The organism is Paenisporosarcina quisquiliarum (assembly GCF_027563315.1).
Taxonomy (GTDB): Bacteria; Bacillota; Bacilli; order Bacillales_A; family Planococcaceae; genus Paenisporosarcina; species Paenisporosarcina quisquiliarum.
Genome location: NZ_JAMKBJ010000013.1, coordinates 27,846 through 44,496 on the forward strand (window position 1 = coordinate 27,846; position 16,651 = coordinate 44,496).

Annotated in this window: 20 protein-coding genes; 8 read left to right on the plus strand and 12 right to left on the minus strand. The window is 38.5% G+C overall.

Annotated features, from left to right (window positions below):
- Positions 1-42: 42 nt before the first annotated feature.
- Positions 43-588: a GrpB family protein gene (locus M9R32_RS13260; protein WP_269927223.1), complete on the plus strand. Its 546-nt coding sequence runs from the start codon at positions 43-45 to the stop codon at positions 586-588.
- 125 nt (positions 589-713) lie between these two features.
- Here M9R32_RS13260 and M9R32_RS13265 read toward each other — a convergent pair whose 3' ends face one another.
- Together M9R32_RS13265 and M9R32_RS13270 are read right to left on the minus strand one after the other, a co-directional pair.
- Complete coding sequence (locus tag M9R32_RS13265; protein ID WP_269927224.1) at positions 714-1,286, minus strand: GNAT family N-acetyltransferase; 573 nt, start codon at positions 1,284-1,286, stop codon at positions 714-716.
- A gap of 111 nt (positions 1,287-1,397) precedes the next feature.
- Positions 1,398-1,841, minus strand: a complete 444-nt coding sequence (locus M9R32_RS13270) for an NUDIX hydrolase (protein WP_269927225.1) — start codon at positions 1,839-1,841, stop codon at positions 1,398-1,400.
- 101 nt (positions 1,842-1,942) lie between these two features.
- Between M9R32_RS13270 and M9R32_RS13275 the strand changes: the two genes are divergently transcribed.
- Positions 1,943-3,031 carry an AI-2E family transporter gene (locus M9R32_RS13275; RefSeq protein WP_269927226.1) on the plus strand — a complete coding sequence of 363 codons (1,089 nt, stop codon included), beginning with the start codon at positions 1,943-1,945 and terminating at the stop codon, positions 3,029-3,031.
- Between the two features lie 53 nt (positions 3,032-3,084).
- Here the strand turns inward: M9R32_RS13275 and M9R32_RS13280 are convergent, their stop codons facing one another.
- From M9R32_RS13280 to pepT, 7 genes are all read right to left on the minus strand, one after another.
- Positions 3,085-3,312 (minus strand): hypothetical protein, encoded by a 228-nt coding sequence (locus M9R32_RS13280; protein WP_269927227.1) that lies wholly within the window; start codon positions 3,310-3,312, stop codon positions 3,085-3,087.
- A gap of 23 nt (positions 3,313-3,335) precedes the next feature.
- Positions 3,336-3,641: a DUF3243 domain-containing protein gene (locus tag M9R32_RS13285; RefSeq protein WP_269927228.1), complete on the minus strand. Its 306-nt coding sequence runs from the start codon at positions 3,639-3,641 to the stop codon at positions 3,336-3,338.
- A gap of 96 nt (positions 3,642-3,737) precedes the next feature.
- Positions 3,738-4,433 (minus strand): IucA/IucC family C-terminal-domain containing protein, encoded by a 696-nt coding sequence (locus M9R32_RS13290; protein ID WP_269927229.1) that lies wholly within the window; start codon positions 4,431-4,433, stop codon positions 3,738-3,740.
- A 540-nt stretch (positions 4,434-4,973) separates the two neighbouring features.
- On the minus strand, positions 4,974-5,777 hold the full coding sequence (locus M9R32_RS13295) for a hypothetical protein (protein ID WP_269927230.1): 804 nt from the start codon (positions 5,775-5,777) through the stop codon (positions 4,974-4,976).
- A gap of 113 nt (positions 5,778-5,890) precedes the next feature.
- Positions 5,891-6,559 carry a hypothetical protein gene (locus M9R32_RS13300; RefSeq protein WP_269927231.1) on the minus strand — a complete coding sequence of 223 codons (669 nt, stop codon included), beginning with the start codon at positions 6,557-6,559 and terminating at the stop codon, positions 5,891-5,893.
- Between the two features lie 3 nt (positions 6,560-6,562).
- A complete protein-coding gene (locus M9R32_RS13305; protein WP_269927232.1) occupies positions 6,563-7,387 on the minus strand; it encodes an ABC transporter ATP-binding protein in 825 nt (274 codons plus the stop codon).
- 287 nt (positions 7,388-7,674) lie between these two features.
- Entirely contained in the window at positions 7,675-8,904 is a 1,230-nt protein-coding gene (gene pepT, locus M9R32_RS13310; RefSeq protein ID WP_269927233.1) for a peptidase T, read from the minus strand.
- 154 nt (positions 8,905-9,058) lie between these two features.
- Here pepT and rpmG point away from each other — a divergent pair, with 154 nt between their 5' ends.
- Positions 9,059-9,208: a 50S ribosomal protein L33 gene (gene rpmG, locus M9R32_RS13315; protein WP_269927234.1), complete on the plus strand. Its 150-nt coding sequence runs from the start codon at positions 9,059-9,061 to the stop codon at positions 9,206-9,208.
- 22 nt (positions 9,209-9,230) lie between these two features.
- Here rpmG and M9R32_RS13320 read toward each other — a convergent pair whose 3' ends face one another.
- On the minus strand, positions 9,231-9,881 hold the full coding sequence (locus tag M9R32_RS13320; RefSeq protein ID WP_269927235.1) for a glycerol-3-phosphate acyltransferase: 651 nt from the start codon (positions 9,879-9,881) through the stop codon (positions 9,231-9,233).
- Positions 9,882-9,985: 104 nt separating this feature from the next.
- Here M9R32_RS13320 and M9R32_RS13325 point away from each other — a divergent pair, with 104 nt between their 5' ends.
- Positions 9,986-10,129, plus strand: a complete 144-nt coding sequence (locus tag M9R32_RS13325; protein ID WP_269927236.1) for a hypothetical protein — start codon at positions 9,986-9,988, stop codon at positions 10,127-10,129.
- Positions 10,130-10,180: 51 nt separating this feature from the next.
- Here M9R32_RS13325 and M9R32_RS13330 read toward each other — a convergent pair whose 3' ends face one another.
- Positions 10,181-11,674, minus strand: coding sequence for a glycine betaine uptake BCCT transporter (locus tag M9R32_RS13330; protein WP_269927237.1), 1,494 nt, complete (start codon positions 11,672-11,674; stop codon positions 10,181-10,183).
- Positions 11,675-11,912: 238 nt separating this feature from the next.
- Positions 11,913-12,143: a helix-turn-helix domain-containing protein gene (locus M9R32_RS13335; RefSeq protein ID WP_269927238.1), complete on the minus strand. Its 231-nt coding sequence runs from the start codon at positions 12,141-12,143 to the stop codon at positions 11,913-11,915.
- A gap of 101 nt (positions 12,144-12,244) precedes the next feature.
- Here M9R32_RS13335 and M9R32_RS13340 point away from each other — a divergent pair, with 101 nt between their 5' ends.
- The 4 genes from M9R32_RS13340 to M9R32_RS13355 all read left to right on the plus strand — a co-directional run bounded on the left by M9R32_RS13340 (position 12,245) and on the right by M9R32_RS13355 (position 16,599).
- Positions 12,245-13,123 (plus strand): DMT family transporter, encoded by an 879-nt coding sequence (locus tag M9R32_RS13340; RefSeq protein WP_269927239.1) that lies wholly within the window; start codon positions 12,245-12,247, stop codon positions 13,121-13,123.
- A gap of 427 nt (positions 13,124-13,550) precedes the next feature.
- A complete protein-coding gene (locus M9R32_RS13345) occupies positions 13,551-14,243 on the plus strand; it encodes a response regulator transcription factor (protein ID WP_269927240.1) in 693 nt (230 codons plus the stop codon).
- Positions 14,221-14,394, plus strand: a complete 174-nt coding sequence (locus M9R32_RS13350) for a hypothetical protein (protein ID WP_269927241.1) — start codon at positions 14,221-14,223, stop codon at positions 14,392-14,394. Before M9R32_RS13345 ends, M9R32_RS13350 begins: the two co-directional genes overlap by 23 nt.
- A 3-nt stretch (positions 14,395-14,397) precedes the next feature.
- Positions 14,398-16,599 carry a sensor histidine kinase gene (locus M9R32_RS13355; RefSeq protein ID WP_269927242.1) on the plus strand — a complete coding sequence of 734 codons (2,202 nt, stop codon included), beginning with the start codon at positions 14,398-14,400 and terminating at the stop codon, positions 16,597-16,599.
- The last annotated feature ends 52 nt before the right edge of the window (positions 16,600-16,651 follow it).

Below are 16,651 nucleotides of genomic sequence, written 5' to 3' on the forward strand. Positions count from 1 at the left end.
ATTCAAGTCTTGTTGAAGAAAATAAGAGGGGGGATAGAATTAATGGGCAATAGTAATGAGCATAAAAATACCCCGGTTTGGGCATTTGAAACAATTGAGTTAAAAAAGCCAGACCCTATTTGGAAGGACAAAGGGGTTCGAGAGAAAGAAGAACTATACAATTTACTTTCAGTTTTTAGTGTTAAGCAAGTAGAACATATTGGCAGTACAGCAATTCCTAATTTGCCCGCTAAACCAATTATTGACTTAATGGCTTCTATTCCTTCATTAGAGCTTATCCACGAAATAGTTGAAAACCTATCTTTACACGAATGGCATTATGTTCCTCCCGAATTAGACAAACAGCCTTGGAGAAGATTTTTTGTTAAAGTGAAGAACGACAAACGAGTAGCACATTTACATTTAATGCAAGAAGGAGAAGAACGTTGGGAACAACAACTAAAATTTCGTAATAAATTAAGAACTAATGCACACCTTGCAGAGGAATACGCTACAATTAAATGCCATTTAGCACAAGAATTTAATAATGACCGTGAGAGCTATACAGAAGCAAAAACAGAATTTATAAATAAGGTGCTATTTAACTAAAGGGGGCATTACTTCAAGGGGGTAAAGCCCTTCTCATATTCAATAAACAGGTCAGGTTAGTTAAATAAGCAGATTCAAAAAAAGACGAAATGACCGCCATAAGCGGTTCTTTCGTCTTTTTGTACTTAATAAGATTTAAGCATATTCGGTTTTTTGTCAGTCTTAAAGACAAGAACTTCACTTGAAGGGTCGTATGAATCACCATAAAACTGCTCATCTTTAAATGTATGGATGTTTTCGTAAGTCCACTTCATTGCATTATAAATTTCTTCTTCATCTTGATCGTTTGGTGACCAGTAGAGTATTTCAAGAACGGTATTTTCGCCGGTAGCTAAAGATCGGCGTGTATACCCAATGCGGGATGCGTGTTTGAAGTCTTCACGAGCGTAGAATTTTAGGCGTTTTTCTGTATCGGTATCTTCATAATTTACGGGTTCTACTTCAAGTAGAATTGCTTTGTTCTTTTCTTTTAATTTGTTCAGAAGTTTGCGGCCTAATCCTTCACCACGGGCTTCCTTCGAAACAAATAGATAATCCACAAATACAAAATTTTCAAACTCAACATACATAAGCACGTGTTTAGGACCCTCATCTTTTATATAAACATTGCCTTTTTCAGCAAGCAGAGTTTCCATATGCTCTTTTGATTTCATTTCTTCGACTGGGAAATATTGATTTAATTTTTCATACCAATTCAATTAAACAGTCTCCTTCCAAAATAGAATTTTGCCTGGAGTTTTTGTTTGTTGCAGAATAATAAGAGGAACAAATTAGGCGAGAAAATCCTCCGTATTATAAATACCCTAAAATCATATTTTTAAACATTTTTCTAAAAAATTCTTGTTTGACGCCAAAAGTTGGGTTGGTAACTGATCTAAAGGGTAGAATCCTAAACTCAGTGTCTCATCTTCACGTATTTGAAGATTTCCAGTGAAATTCTTCGATTGATAGACGACAGTAACCGAATAAAATTCATCGCCATTATCAATTTTAAAATAGTAGTCTGGTCCAGAAAAAACCTGACATAATTCCAAATTCATTATGTTCAGCCCTGTTTCCTCGAATACTTCTCGTCTAGCGGTTTCTTCCAAGCTTTCACCTAAGTCCATTAATCCACCGGGCAACCCAAATAAGCCAGGTTTACGTTCTTGTAAAAGTATTTCATTTTTATCATTAAGAATAATGACAACTGCTCCCGGTAAAATAAGGGGACGATGGTCTACTTGTTGTCGAAGTTCTTGGTAAAATTCCATTACTAACGTCCTCTCTTAGCCATTTTTAAGTATGTATACCCGTTATTACCAAAAATAACTTATAATAAGGAAAAACAAACATATTCAAGGACGTGAATTTATTGACGAAAAAGCTTTGGTTTCAAGTAGGGGTCGGAATTTTGTTGGCCTTATTAATTATAAGAATGTTTATCGAAGTAAAAGGGATTTTCTCTCCGTTACTAATTATCGGCCAAACCATATTCCTCCCGTTACTATTAGGTGGCGTCCTTTTCTATTTAACTCGACCATTACTTAATATTTTGGATAAAAGAGGATGGAAAAGATGGACAAGCTTATCGGCCATTTTTGTTTTGCTGGCATTCGTTTTTTGGATTTTCTCTGCAATAATCGGACCTGCCATTACAAAACAAGTTAACTCTTTAGTTGAGGATGCTCCTGCTCTTACACAGGATGTTGAAAACATGGTGAAGTATGTACTGGATCAAAAAAACAGACTTCCTGAAGCGATTGAACAATCAATTGATGACCAGTCTAGTAAAGTCGGCGATTTTGCTAAAGGTTTCAGTAACTGGGTAGTATTATTTGTGCAAAGTTTTGCCTCGGGGTTATTTGCATTAATTTTAGTGCCATTCTTCCTTTTTTATATTTTGAAAGATCATGAAAAATTTGCCCCGTTTATTGCAAATTTTTTCAGTGGCGAACGCAAGACTTGGATTCGCAAAACATTGCATGATATTGATCTGACATTGAAGGCATATATTCAAGGTCAGCTTCTAGTGAGTGTGGCTGTAGGGATAATGCTACTAATCGGTTATATGATTATTGATTTGGACTATGCTCTGCTATTGGCATTTTTCGGTATGTTAACGAATGTCATTCCATTTTTAGGACCATTTATAGCGGTCATACCTGCTTTAATCATCGGATATGTGCAAGAGCCTCAAATGGTCATTTACGTTGCAGTGATTATGCTAATTGCCCAACAAATTGAAAGTAACCTCATTTCACCAAATGTAATGGGAAGAGCTCTTGATATTCATCCATTGACTGTTATTACAATCATTATGGCTGCAGGAAATATCGCAGGTTTATGGGGAATTATCTTAGCGATTCCGACCTACGCAGTGATTAAGACCATCTTAAAAAATGCTTATGCAAGACGATCTGAAATTAAAGAAGCTGCAACATCAACAGTTGAAGAAGAGTAATTAAATAAACGTGAAAAAATCCGGGTTCTCCAAAGGGAGAATCCGGATTTTTTTTACTCTGGATAACGTTCTTCGCTAGAAGAAGTATCTTTTGAGTGACGTTTGTTTTCTTCATCTTTTACTTTTTGGTTCAGTTCTTCGACAGGAACAGCATCAACGGTTTGCATGTCTTCATGCATATCGAAAAGGCTTTCCTTATCTGTTTCCACAACATCTGGATTGTCTAATTTACGACCTTTTTGATTTTCACGTTCTTTATCCTCAAAAGGTTTGTTCGTCATACGAATCCACACCTTTCAAATGCTTATTTTCTCACCATATTGACTAACATGTGAGCTAAAGCATGTTGCTGGTCTTTATCGCCAGACTTCCAAAGTTCTTGTAATAAGTTTTCTTCGCTGTTACGAGGCTCTTCATTATTTGCTAAATAGCCTGCAACTTTTTCAGCTGTCTTCGCTAATTGCTCTTCACCAAGACCTAATTTTTCTCCCAATGCTACTTTATCGCCTAAATAAGATTTAAAGGTTGAAAAATTCGCTAAAATTTCTTCTTTCTTTTCTGGACTCACGTTGTTTAATTCCTCTTGAACTTTACCTTGAATGTTTTCCATGTCATTGACACGCTCCTTTTCATCTTCTTAATGATAGGTTTATCCTATTTACGCATTGCTAAAACATGCCAATGTGCAAATGGGTATTTTTAACTATTAAAGAGGACAAAAACCACACTTCTGCAATCCAGGTACATCCTTAGAAAAACAGCAAGTTGTCCGTACTGGAGAATTCAGTAATTGAGCAGGTTCAAGATTTTTTAGATAGACTTGGAACAATGAATGCCTGGAGATTCCTTGCCACACAGTTGGAGATTTTAAAATCTCGAAATCGATTCTAGCTTGCTTTTCAGTAGCTGGATTTCCAAGAAGAACGGCATAATGCCATAACAGAAATCCAAAAACGTTTTCCCACAATGTTAAAGGAGAGACAGAGGAGTGCTTTCGGATCTCAAGTATCAACGAATAAATATGTTCATTTAATATTTTTTGAATGATCGCTTCACGGGGAAGATTTTCCACATCACAATAATCATTTTTATCGATATACATACTAATACCTTTAACCCCGTATTCAACATTTGCGGCAAACATCAAGTCTTCATGCTGACCCATCCATAATTCATCGTAAGTAGCCAACATAACAAATTGAGTGGATACAAACATTCCAAAGCGACGCATAAGGTAGGAAGCAGCAACTGTTTTATTGCTAATGCCTGTTATCGTTTGTACCACTGCCAGGAAATCGATGTTTTCCATTTGTTTACGTGTAAACAAGGGATGAGCAGGAGGTGTGATATACGTGCTATACATATTTAATTGTCGGATTTGATCGTTCGTTAAAGTAGTCATAAATGTAGTATACAAAAAATTAACAGAGAATGCGTTGACATATTAAGTGATAATGATTATCATTATCGTATACAGAACATATTCTTTCTGAAAATCAGGGAAGAAGCCATGTCAGCGACTTTTCTCCAAATCGACGCTGATTCTAAAACACATACTTAACCCCCCTCACCGTTAAGTTGTGTTAGTCAAAATTACGTGATCCATGCACTCGTGCATGGGTTTTTTTTGTGATATATTTTGGTTTCACAGTGATACTATCAATGGAAAATAAAATAGCTTAACATGCCAGAACATTACCCAAACCAATCTAATATAGGATCCAATGTCTTTCTCCAGAAAAATCGTGTATGCGCATGGATAAATACGGTAGGTGAGTGGACGAAAACGTGCATTGAAGGGTTGAAAAATCACTTTGAGTAGATGAAAAACAAACTACAAAATTGAATATATAATTACACAAAAAAAGCCGGAAAGAATTCATTCAATTCTTTCCGGCTTTTACTATATTCGATTGCAATGATGCAACTTAATTACAGCGTATTATTCTTTACCATCTTTAGCTTTAGCAGCTTTCTTCTCTTCGGCTTTAGCTTTCTTCTCTTCAGCCTTAGCTAGAGCGGCAGCTTTCTTCTCTTCAGCCTTAGCAAGAGCAGCGGCTTTCTTCTCTTCAGCTTTAGCTTTTTTCTCATCAGCTTTAGCTAGAGCAGCAGCTTTTTTCTCATCAGCTTTAGCTTTAGCAGCTTCAGCCTTAGCTAGAGCTTTAGCTTTTTTCTCATCAGCTTTAGCAAGAGCAGCAGCCTTCTTCTCTTCAGCTTTAGCTAGAGCAGCTGCAGCTTTTTCGTTTAGTTCATTCTCATCTTCAACTTCAGTTTCAGGAGTTTCAACTTCTGGAGTTTCATCTTCTGTCTCAGGAACTACAACTTCTGACTCAGGATTTTCTACTTCAAGAGTTTCAGGAACTTCAGGAACTTCTGTCTCTGGAGATTCAGGAAGCTCAGCTTCTGGTGTTTCAGGAAGTTCTACTTCAGGAGCTTCTGGTGTTTCAGCGTTTTTCTCAGCCCATTTAGCTAATGCTTTGTCAATGTTCTTTTGTAATGCAGCTTTTGCTGTTGGATTACTAATTTTCTCAATGTTTTTAGAAAGGGCAAAAATATTGTTGGCAGTATAACCAGTTGGAACTAGTGAAGCATTTTCTAAATCTTCAGCTGTAACAGGAGTTACTTGAACAGCTTCTACATCAGGAGAATCTACTTTCTCAGTTTCGTTGGCCCAAACTTGTCCTGCAGAAGTCGTAATAAGTCCTGCGGCTAATATAGCAGCGCTTGCTTTTTTCCAATTTTTCATTTTCGTCACCTCTTAATAAATTTGCATCTCAAAGATGCTAATATACTTTTCGAAATATATTCATAACTTGTGGGGGTAGACCCATAATTTTCTGACAAAATAAAAAAACACGCTTATTCAGCGTGTGGGCAATAAGAACATTTATGGGTATTTGGCATTTCTTTTAATAAACAACATGTGACCCGTTTATAGTTTATCATCGCTTCCAGTGCAGATTGGTTTTGCAAAAATTGCTTAAAAGGAGAGCGTCTCATTTGCGGTTTCCAGGTGCTGTCGAGCAATAAAAACTCCAAATTCTCGGAGGCACTTAAAATACCATCCTGGATTAACTGACTGTAAGCCCATATGACATAGCCCCAGATGTTTTCCAATAAAATCAACTTTGGAATCTTCGCGTGTAAGCTAAAGAACTCTACAAGGGGATGACCATAGGTTTCCAGTACGAATCGCAAGGCTTGCTCTTCTTCTTGCACTTCGATAAAACCTTCACTCGGTACAGTGAACTTAAATGTATAGTCTTCGTAAATAATGCCAACTTGACTTAAAGGTCCGGCAAACAGTTTCTTGTGTACAGCAATGATATGGAATTGAGCAGCTAGTAAAAATCCGATTCGACGAAAAAAAACAGACGCAGCCACGGTATCCGTCGGTGCATCCGTTAAGTCTCGAACGGTTTGAAGGAATCTTGTGAGTCCGTGTACTGTCTGAACTTCATCAAGTGTCAAAAGGGGTGGACGTTCATCATCGACAAAAACAGAAAGTCGGTTGAGTGAATTCTTCATACCTTATGCACCCGTAGAGACACGCAATTCTGGAACTACACAGCGCCCTCGACCATAAGGAATACAATGCGGAGTGCCGAACATCGGATCTTTCGAGACTTGGCATTCCATCCCAAATACCGACCGTACTAAATCGCATGTAATGATATCTTCCGGTTTTCCTTGAGCATGTACTTCACCATTTTTAATGGCAATGATATTGTGTGCATAACGGGAAGCTAAGTTCAAATCATGCAATACCATGACGATGGTGCGATCTTTTTTCTCATTTAATTCAAAAAGCAAATCCAAGATTTCAATTTGGTGCGTCATGTCCAAATAAGTGGTTGGTTCATCAAGTAGGATGACATCTGTATCTTGAGCAAGTGTCATGGCAATCCATGCGCGTTGACGTTGGCCACCTGACAATGTATCAACTGCTCGGTCTCGTAGATCGCTAATGCGCGTTGCTTCCATTGCAGCTTCTACTTTTTCCGTATCTTCTTCCGTCCAGCGTTTTAACCATGATTGGTGGGGATAACGGCCTTGCTTAACCAAATCATAAACCGTCAATCCTTCTGGTGATACGGGAGATTGAGGCAGTATGCCCATCTTTTTTGCTACTTCTTTCGAAGACATGCGGTGTACATCTTTTCCTTCCAATAGAACAGAACCGGTCGTCGGTTTTAACAATCGGGCAATTGAACGAAGAAGAGTGGACTTACCGCATCCGTTACTGCCAACAAAAACAGAAATTTCCCCACGGGGTATATGTAAATTTAAATTCTCGAATAGTAAATGATCAGTATATCCAATTGACAGGGACTCAGCTTTAACAGCAGTATGCATTATTGTAACCTCCAACTAACTGATAGGTATTCTCACTCAGAACATCATACCACATATTCACCAATCAATGAGAATGATTTTCATTGTTTATCAAGGGAATCTTTACAAAATTGTGAAGTTAGTGGGGACAAGAAACATCGAGCCCTAGAGAAGGTGTTATCAGCAACCTATAGAATATATGCAGAAGGAAATAAAATTAGTTCGTGTTTTTCCAAATTCAATACCAGTGGAAACTCCATAAAAAACAAGCACAGTCTGTCAGGAGGACAGTCCGTGCTTGTTTTGTTTTATTGAGCTTGTCTTTCAAACAGTTGAATCATTTCGATCATGACTTTTGTTGCTTTTTCCATGTTATCGACTGAAATGTATTCATATTTTCCGTGATAGTTTTCTCCACCCGTAAAAATATTAGGTGTAGGCATGCCCATATACGATAGTTGGGAACCGTCTGTGCCTCCACGAATTGGAATGACTAATGGATTAATAGAAAGATTCGTCATCGCTTCATGTGCAATGTCGACAATTTCTTTTACAGGTTCAATTTTTTCACCCATGTTGTAATATTGATCATTTAATTCTAATGAAATAGCATTTGATCCATATTCAGCTTTAATTTTCGCAGCAGCTTCTTCAAATAATGATTTTTTCGCTTCGAATTTTTCTCGATCGAAGTCACGAATGATGTAAGACAATTTTGCTTCTTCTACATGCCCGTTGAAATTCATCAAATGGATGAAACCTTCATAGCCTTCAGTTTTCTCTGGTACTTCATCAGCAGGCATATAAGATTGAAACTTCATTGCGATTGTCAAAGCATTGACCATTTTGTTTTTAGCAGAACCGGGATGAACACTCGTCCCACGTGTGATTACTTTAGCTCCAGCTGCATTGAAACTTTCAAACTGAAGTTCTCCAAGCGGTCCGCCATCCATTGTATAAGCATACTTGGCATCAAATTTTTCCACATCAAATTTATGTGGACCACGACCAATTTCTTCATCCGGAGTAAAGGCAACTCGAAGTTTACCATGTTTAATGTCAGGGTTTTTAATGAGGAATTCCATAGCTGTCATAATTTCAGCGATTCCTGCTTTGTTATCGGCACCCAGTAAAGTCGTGCCATCGGTTGTAATTAAAGTATGACCGATGTAATTATTAAGCTCTGGAAAATCGTTAGGAGACATGACCGTTTCTTCATTTAAACGAATATCGCCTCCTTCATAGCAATCAATACGCTGTGGGTTTACATTTTTACCAGTGTAGTCAGTAGCTGTATCAACATGGGCTAGGAAGCCGATTGTCGGCAGTTCACGTTCTGTATTTGAAGGCAATGTGGCAAATAAATAACCATTGTCATCGAGTGAAATGTCTTCCATTCCGATAGAAGCCAACTCTTTTTCAAGTTCATGCAATAAATCCCACTGTCCCGGCGTTGATGGGCAAGTTGTACTGTTTGCATCAGATTGTGTATCGATTTTTGCGTAGCGCACAAGACGTTCAATTAATATTTCTTGCATGACAGTCCACTCCCTTAATTTCAATGAATCTAGTATTAATATATCATTTTCAGAATCATCTAGGAATATAGATCATGGGTGATTGACCATTAAAAATAAAATATGGTATTATAAATAGTAATCATTACTATTTACGGGAGGGGGACTTACTATTATGAGAGTGAACATCACTTTAGCTTGTACAGAATCAGGCGATAAAAACTATATCACTACTAAAAACAAACGCAACAATCCAGAAAGAATTGAAATGATGAAGTATTCAAAACGTCTGAAGAAGATGACATTACATCTAGAGACAAAATAAGAAAAGCGGTACCCACTCGAAATTACTGTGTGGATACCGCTTTTTTCTTTTTAAAAACCGAAGAAACTCGTGGTTCCGTCCCGATTTTCAAACGTTGTATATTCTCGCGATGTTTCCATAAGGCGAGTAAGAATAGTGCGCTGGTTATAACAAGTGGCAAAGTACTGTTTGTAACCCATACGGCCAAAATGAAAAATGTAATATATAAAAACAGTACACCGATTAATAAGTAGTCTGTCACCAATGAAATGACAATTAGTAAGAGAAGTCCTGCCAATCCAATTCTCCAATCCAGTACTAACATCACGCCAATAACAGACGCTGTTCCTTTGCCGCCATCAAAGTCCATCCAAAATGGATAATTGTGACCAATAACCACAGATGCCCCCATCAGAAATAAAAGAATCCATTGAACCTCAAAGGAAAGAGCAGTAGATCCTAATATAAGGCGCAAAAGACCAATAGCAAGTATGCCTTTACCAATGTCAATAAACGCGACGAGTGCCCCGTATTTCTTACCCAATACAATAGTGGCATTCGATGCCCCTGCATTTTTTATTCCCTGTTCCTTTACATTCACCCCAGAAAGCCGTTGCGCCACATAAGAACCGTGGAGACAACCAATTAAATACCCTGACAATAAGACGCCGAGCACCCACAATGCAAGATTCATATCCCCAACCCCTTTTTTCTCTCACTCTTTAAACGTTTTAGTGTTGGTAAAAGTTTCAAAATATTATTTGTTTGAAACCCCAAGCCAGTGTTTTATGGGCTTATATGCTTGCCACAGAAGCTGCACCATGGGTAACAGTAGCCATTCTTACTTTCTTCATAGGGTTGTTTCTTGTAATGGTATCTCCAGCAACGTTAATTACACTTGAAAGAGCCATTGAATTAAGAAATCGAGGAAATGCATACTGATATAAATAAAAAATCCAAGCACTCTGTAATAACAGAATGCTTGGATTTTCTTTATGATTTATTGATTTTCATTTTTTTCGCTTCATCGGATAAAGATTTATACAAGGAAATCATCATCAGCAACATGATAAAGGAGAATGGGAAGGCTGCTACAATAAGCATGCTTTGTAAAGCATCTAGACCGTCTGCAGATAATAGGATAACTGCGATGGCGGATTGTGCAAGTCCCCAAATGACTTTTACCATATTGGATGGATCCAATGAACCGTTCGTGGTTTGCATACCTAACACGAATGTAGCGGAATCAGCAGAAGTAATGAAGAATGTACTGATCAAAATAACCGCAATAATTGATAGAAGCATCGAAAGAGGTAATTCATTGAATACAGCGAACAACGTCTCTTCCGTTTTTAAGCCAGTTAAATCAGCGAACTTCTGTTGAACGTTAATTGCCGTTGAACCAAATGTAGCGAACCAGAAGAAGCTCACTAAAGATGGAAGCATGAGAACACCAATCAAGAATTCACGAATGGTACGTCCTTTTGACACGCGGGCAATGAAGATACCAACGAATGGTGACCAAGAAATCCACCATGCCCAGTAGAAAATGGTCCAACCATTAATCCATTCACGATTTTCTTTATTAAGTGGAGCAGAACTGAAACTCATGCGAACGATATTTTGTAAATATGCACCTAATGAATCAGTAAACATATTGAAAATCAATAATGTCGGTCCTAAAATAACGACCAAAACCAAAAGCGCAACAGCCAAAACCATGTTGGCATTGGATAGATACTTGATTCCTTTACTTAAGCCAGACCAAGCCGACATAAGGAACAGGACAGTCACTACAGCAATAATCACAACTTGTACCCAGTACTCATTCGGAATGCCAAAAATGTAAGATAATCCACCGTTAATTTGAACAGCACCGAAGCCAAGTGTTGTAGCAACACCTACTACTGTTGCAAAAACGGCGAAAACATCTACCAAAACGCCCCAAGGACCGTTCATTTTGTCTCCGAAAATCGGCTTCAATGTTGCGGAAATTAACCCAGGTTCGCCTTTGCGGAACTGGAAATAAGCGAGTGCTAAAGCGACAATCGCATAAATGGCCCATGCATGTAATCCCCAATGGAAAAACGTGTAGCGCATAGATTGACGGAAGGCTTCTCTTGTATTTGGTTCTGCACTTGCTGGATCAATTGCATAATGAGAAAGCGGTTCAGCAGCACCCCAAAAAACAAGACCGATACCCATACCGGCTGAAAATAACATAGAGAACCAAGAAATTCTTGAATACTCTGGTCGATCGGTATCTTTACCCAAACGAATTTTGCCAAATGGGCTGATAATGACAATAATCGTGAATAAAACCATAATTGATACAACACTTAAATAATACCAACCAAAAGAGGTCGTAATAAATGATTGCCATTTCCCCATAACTGTTTCAAAACTAGTAGGTGCGAGTGCACCATACCCTACGGCCAACACTACCAAAGCGAGTGCAAACCAAAATACATTTGTAATTTTCTTCATGTTTCCCCCTCAAGTCTCTAGTGGATTTTGTGACACAATGTTTCACCTTACGCAAGTTCTTAGACGATGTCAAATGACCAGCTTCTAAAAGTGTGCGTAAAAATCAATGGTTTTAGTCATTTCCAACTAAAAGCCGACTAGATATTAATACCTGTTTTCAGGGGTTTTAAACCTTGAAAATTAAGGGAATTAAACTTTTTTGCATAATGGCTTGAAATAAGATCAATGTTGGACCAGTTCAGTCTTCATCTTTGACATCTATGTCTTCTGGAATAGGTGTATTTCGCCATTCGTCAATTTGGCGTTTCACGTCTTCTACTTGTTCTAGGTGGCGATCAAATTGAGTTTGATTAATTAAATATTGTTCTCCGTCATGTACAGATTTAATTCGACCTTCTAAAACATATCGGCGCACTTGTTGTTCAGGCATGCTCAAAAATTCAGCAGTTTCTTCTATTGTTAAATACACAGAGCAACACTCCTTTTTCTTCAGTATAGATGACGAAATGTTGTATCTCAATATGTATAAAATATGGTAAAGTACAGTCAACAACTACTAGAGGTGACGATATGAAAACGGTGATCCCTTACTTCCTTGTGTTATTAGCTGCTGTGTTATGGGGCACGACTGGAACAGCTCAAACCTATTTGCCACAAAATGCGCAACCTTTGACAATCGGTGCGTCACGGTTAGCGATTGGTGGATTTTCCTTATTAATAATCATGATTGCGATGAAAAAAATTAATTTCAAAACATGGCCATGGCTGATCACGTTAATTTGTGCATTGTGTATGGCTTTATTCCAACCGTTATTTTTCACTTCCGTGCGTGTAACAGGTATTGCGATTGGCACAGTTGTTGCCATTGGCAGTGCGCCGATATTTTCGGGTTTGATAGAATGGCTGTTTCTTAAAATGAAGCCATCTCGTGCATGGGTATTGGCGACAACTCTTTCGGTCATTGGATGCGGCCTGTTATTTCTCAATAAAGACTCACTTACAGTCAATCCATTAGGAGTTACATTGTCGTTAATTGCCGGATTTGTTTTTGCTATTTATACCATTGTCAGTAAAGCTTTGCTTTCTAAAGTAGAAGCCATCCCGGCAGTTGCCATGACATTTTCAATGAGCGCATTAATGTTGATGCCATTCTTGTTTATCTTCGACAGCTCATGGGTGACGGAACCGTCTAATATATGGACGATTTTGTATTTAGGGTTTATGACGACGAGTGTAGCCTACATCCTATATTTATTTGGGCTTCAAAAAGTCCCTTCCTCTTCAGCTGTAACGTTATCTTTAGGAGAACCATTAACGGCTGCAGTGTTGAGCGTCTTTATCGTAGGAGAAGTATTAAGTCCTGTTTCCTGGGTTGGCGTTTTACTATTGCTCGGTGGGATTATCGTCCTCACGTTTAGTGGGAGAAGAAGAGTAAAGCATATTGAGTAATTGGAAAGCGTCTCTTTAACTAGAGATGCTTTTTTTGTGTTGAAAACGGAGTGAAACTTAGGTGATGCCGATTAATACACCATGATTATAAATCTAAATAATATCATTTTATGTGCTGAGCGATTGCTCAGTTGTAATAATTGACCATCACGTAGGAAAAAACGTAGGTGACGTAGGAATTATCGCTGTCCACGTAGGAAAAATCGGCATCCACGTAGGAATTACATTAAAATTCACTTCTGACGGCGAGAGTGCAGTTTCTTTGCTGATTTATCGATTGAATCTTCGGGCTTGTGATACCAAGGCTCGGCCGGGTTATGGATGAATAAAACATTTTCTTAAGAAATTCTTCATTTTTATCCTAAGAGTTTGTTAAGAATTGGCAGATATAATTGGTATCATAAGAAGTAGAAATGAGGTGCAACGGATGACACAATTTACGGTTCTTGTAACGGATGACGACCAGGACATTCGTGATGGGATTGAGATCTACCTGAAAAATGAAGGGTACCGCGTACTGAAAGCAGCAGATGGACTCGAAGCATTGACACTACTTGAAATGAATGAAGTTCATTTAATCATACTCGATATTATGATGCCAAATATGGACGGCATACAAGCAACGTTCAAAATTCGCTCGGAACGTAATATCCCAATCATTATGTTAAGTGCAAAAGCGGAAGACTCGGATAAAATTCACGGTTTATCCGTGGGAGCTGATGACTATGTAACGAAGCCGTTTCATCCGATGGAACTGATGGCTCGAGTGAAGTCGCAGTTGCGTCGGTATGTCCATCTCGGTACGTTCAAAGAACAGAATGCCACAGTCGCAATCGGTGGACTTGTTCTGGATATGGAAGCAAAAGTAGTGACGCTTGATGGCGAATGGGTGAAACTGACGCCGATTGAATACAAAATTACTGAATTGCTGATGACCAATGCTGGTCGAGTGTTTTCCATTGGGGAAATTTATGAACGTGTATGGAACGAGCCTGCGTACAATGCCGAAAATATCGTCGCTGTACACATACGTAAAATTCGGGAAAAAATTGAAACGGATCCGAAAAATCCGAGATATGTAAAGGTGGTGTGGGGCATTGGCTACAAAATCGAAAAGTAAAGCTACTCATTGGTTCTCCATTGTCGCACTTGCACTTGCCATGCTCAGTCTGATGTATTGCTATTCTTTTATCGCAGAGTTGATAAATGATTACTTTTCAACGAGCCGAATGCTTGTGCAATTGACTCGCATGATAAAAGGAGGGGCTTAATCGATGAATAGATTTTCATGGCTTTTTATTGCTTTGATTAGTAGTGCAACTCTAGCCGTTGCGATTTTCTTGTCAGTTGGAACGGGAAATATAGGGATATCGTATTATGAATCAGAAGATTTTCAATGGTCCATTGAGAACAGACTACAAGAAATAGGTCCAGTATTACTGAGTCGATTAGATGTGGAAGAGGCGATTGAAAATCTTCAAGTGGAACCATACGAAATCGAACAATATCGCAATTCACAAGGGTCTGAACTTGATCAAATCATGTCTATCCAAGACCAATACCGGGATTTAATTGAAAATGCAGTGCGCGATAACGATACTGCGCTTAAGGCTGAACTAGAAACAGCTCGCGACACCAAAATTAAAGATATTCGCGAAAGTTTTTCCGATGACGAAGCTGTCAGTGAGAAAATATTGAATGACAAAAAAGAAGTACTGCAAAGCTATGATGCGTATCTCAAGAAAACTGAGTCATCTGTGAAAGCACAACAAAAATCATTGGCGTATGTTTTGACTAATGTTGAAACAGGAGAAACTTTTGAGTTTGGGGATATTACGGATGACAACGCCTACAAGAAAGTGTACGACGATCGTGAAGGTTACTTGACCATTTCGTCATTGGACCCGCATTTTGAAGAAGAGTATATGTATAGCGAGAAGATGCAGTACTTCCCATTACCTACATTGCATGACATGGTCGGGGACACAACCTCGCAATTTACTGGAACGATTACGATACCTAAAAACATGGTAAGCAATCATGAATTACGTCAAATTCATGCGTTCGAACAAAGTAAATGGTTCTACGTACTAACGTGTCTATTGGGATTGCTGTCGGTAGCAGGAGCTTACTGGCTATTCAGAACCAGAAAAGAGCAAGTGCTAAATCTACCCATTCCTCAAAAACTAAAAGAAATGAAGCTAGAAGTGCGACTGATTGGGATTATTGTAGTCTTCATCTGCTATCTAAACACGTATTATTCTTTTAGAAGCCATATTAACGGGATGACATACCATTTTAACTTGGGCGAAAATATTGTAAATACAATTGGGCTGTTTATTTTGGCAGTGGTGTTTTTAACATTAATCATCGTTCAAGTCATTTGGTTAATAAGAGATATTCGAAATGATGGCATTCATCTTTTATGGAAGAATAGTTGGATTGAAAGAATCATGAGCAGGATGCAAGATACATTTTTAAAACGTTCTTCAGGCATTCAACTGTTAATCTTAATAATGGTCATATTTTTAGCGGGATTAGGGTTGGGAGGCGTAATTATAGCGCCAGTTCTGATTGTTGCATATGCACCACTCTTTGTGGTAGTGTTACTGCCAGTTCTGTACCTTCTGTTCAAACGAGTAGGAGAGTACAATCAAGTCGCGATTGCTACGGAACAATTAGCACAGGGGCGTTTGATTAGTGATGTTCATATCAGCGGAAAATCGGTGTTAGCAGAACATGCCAAAAACTTGAACATGCTTCGTGAAGGCGTAAGGATGTCGCAATCAGAACAGGCAAAAAGTGAAAGGCTAAAAACTGAATTAATCACTAACGTCAGTCATGATTTACGAACACCTCTGACATCGATTATTACCTATACAGATTTACTGAAAAAGGTTGATTTAACAGATGAAGAACGTCTGTCATACGTGGCAATCTTAGATCGTAAATCTCAGAGATTGAAAACATTAATTGAAGATTTGTTCGAAGTATCCAAAATGGCGAGTGGCAATATGGAACTGCACAAGCAACGGGTGGATTTAACACAGCTGATGCAACAAGCACTTGCAGAACACGAAGAAGATATTAAAGCATCTGGTCTTGATTTCCGCATAGACTCTTCAGAAAAGCCACTATATGCTGTGGTGGATGGACAGAAATGGTGGAGAATGCTGGATAACTTAATTGTAAATGCGATCAAATATACATTGCCCGGCACACGCGTCTATGTGACATTGAAAGAAGCGGGTGGGTATGCACAATTTATCGTGAAAAATGTCACAAAATACGAACTTGGTGAAAACGTGGACGAATTATTTGAACGCTTCAAACGAGCCGATACATCCCGTCATACGGAAGGCTCTGGTCTTGGATTGGCAATTGCGCAGTCCATTGTCGACTTACACGGTGGCTCACTACGCATAAACGTAGATGGTGACTTATTCAAAGTCACTGTATCGATAAAAACGGATTGATAATATGAAAGGGATTTTTCCCCTCACCTTTTGCGAAACATACAGGTCAAAT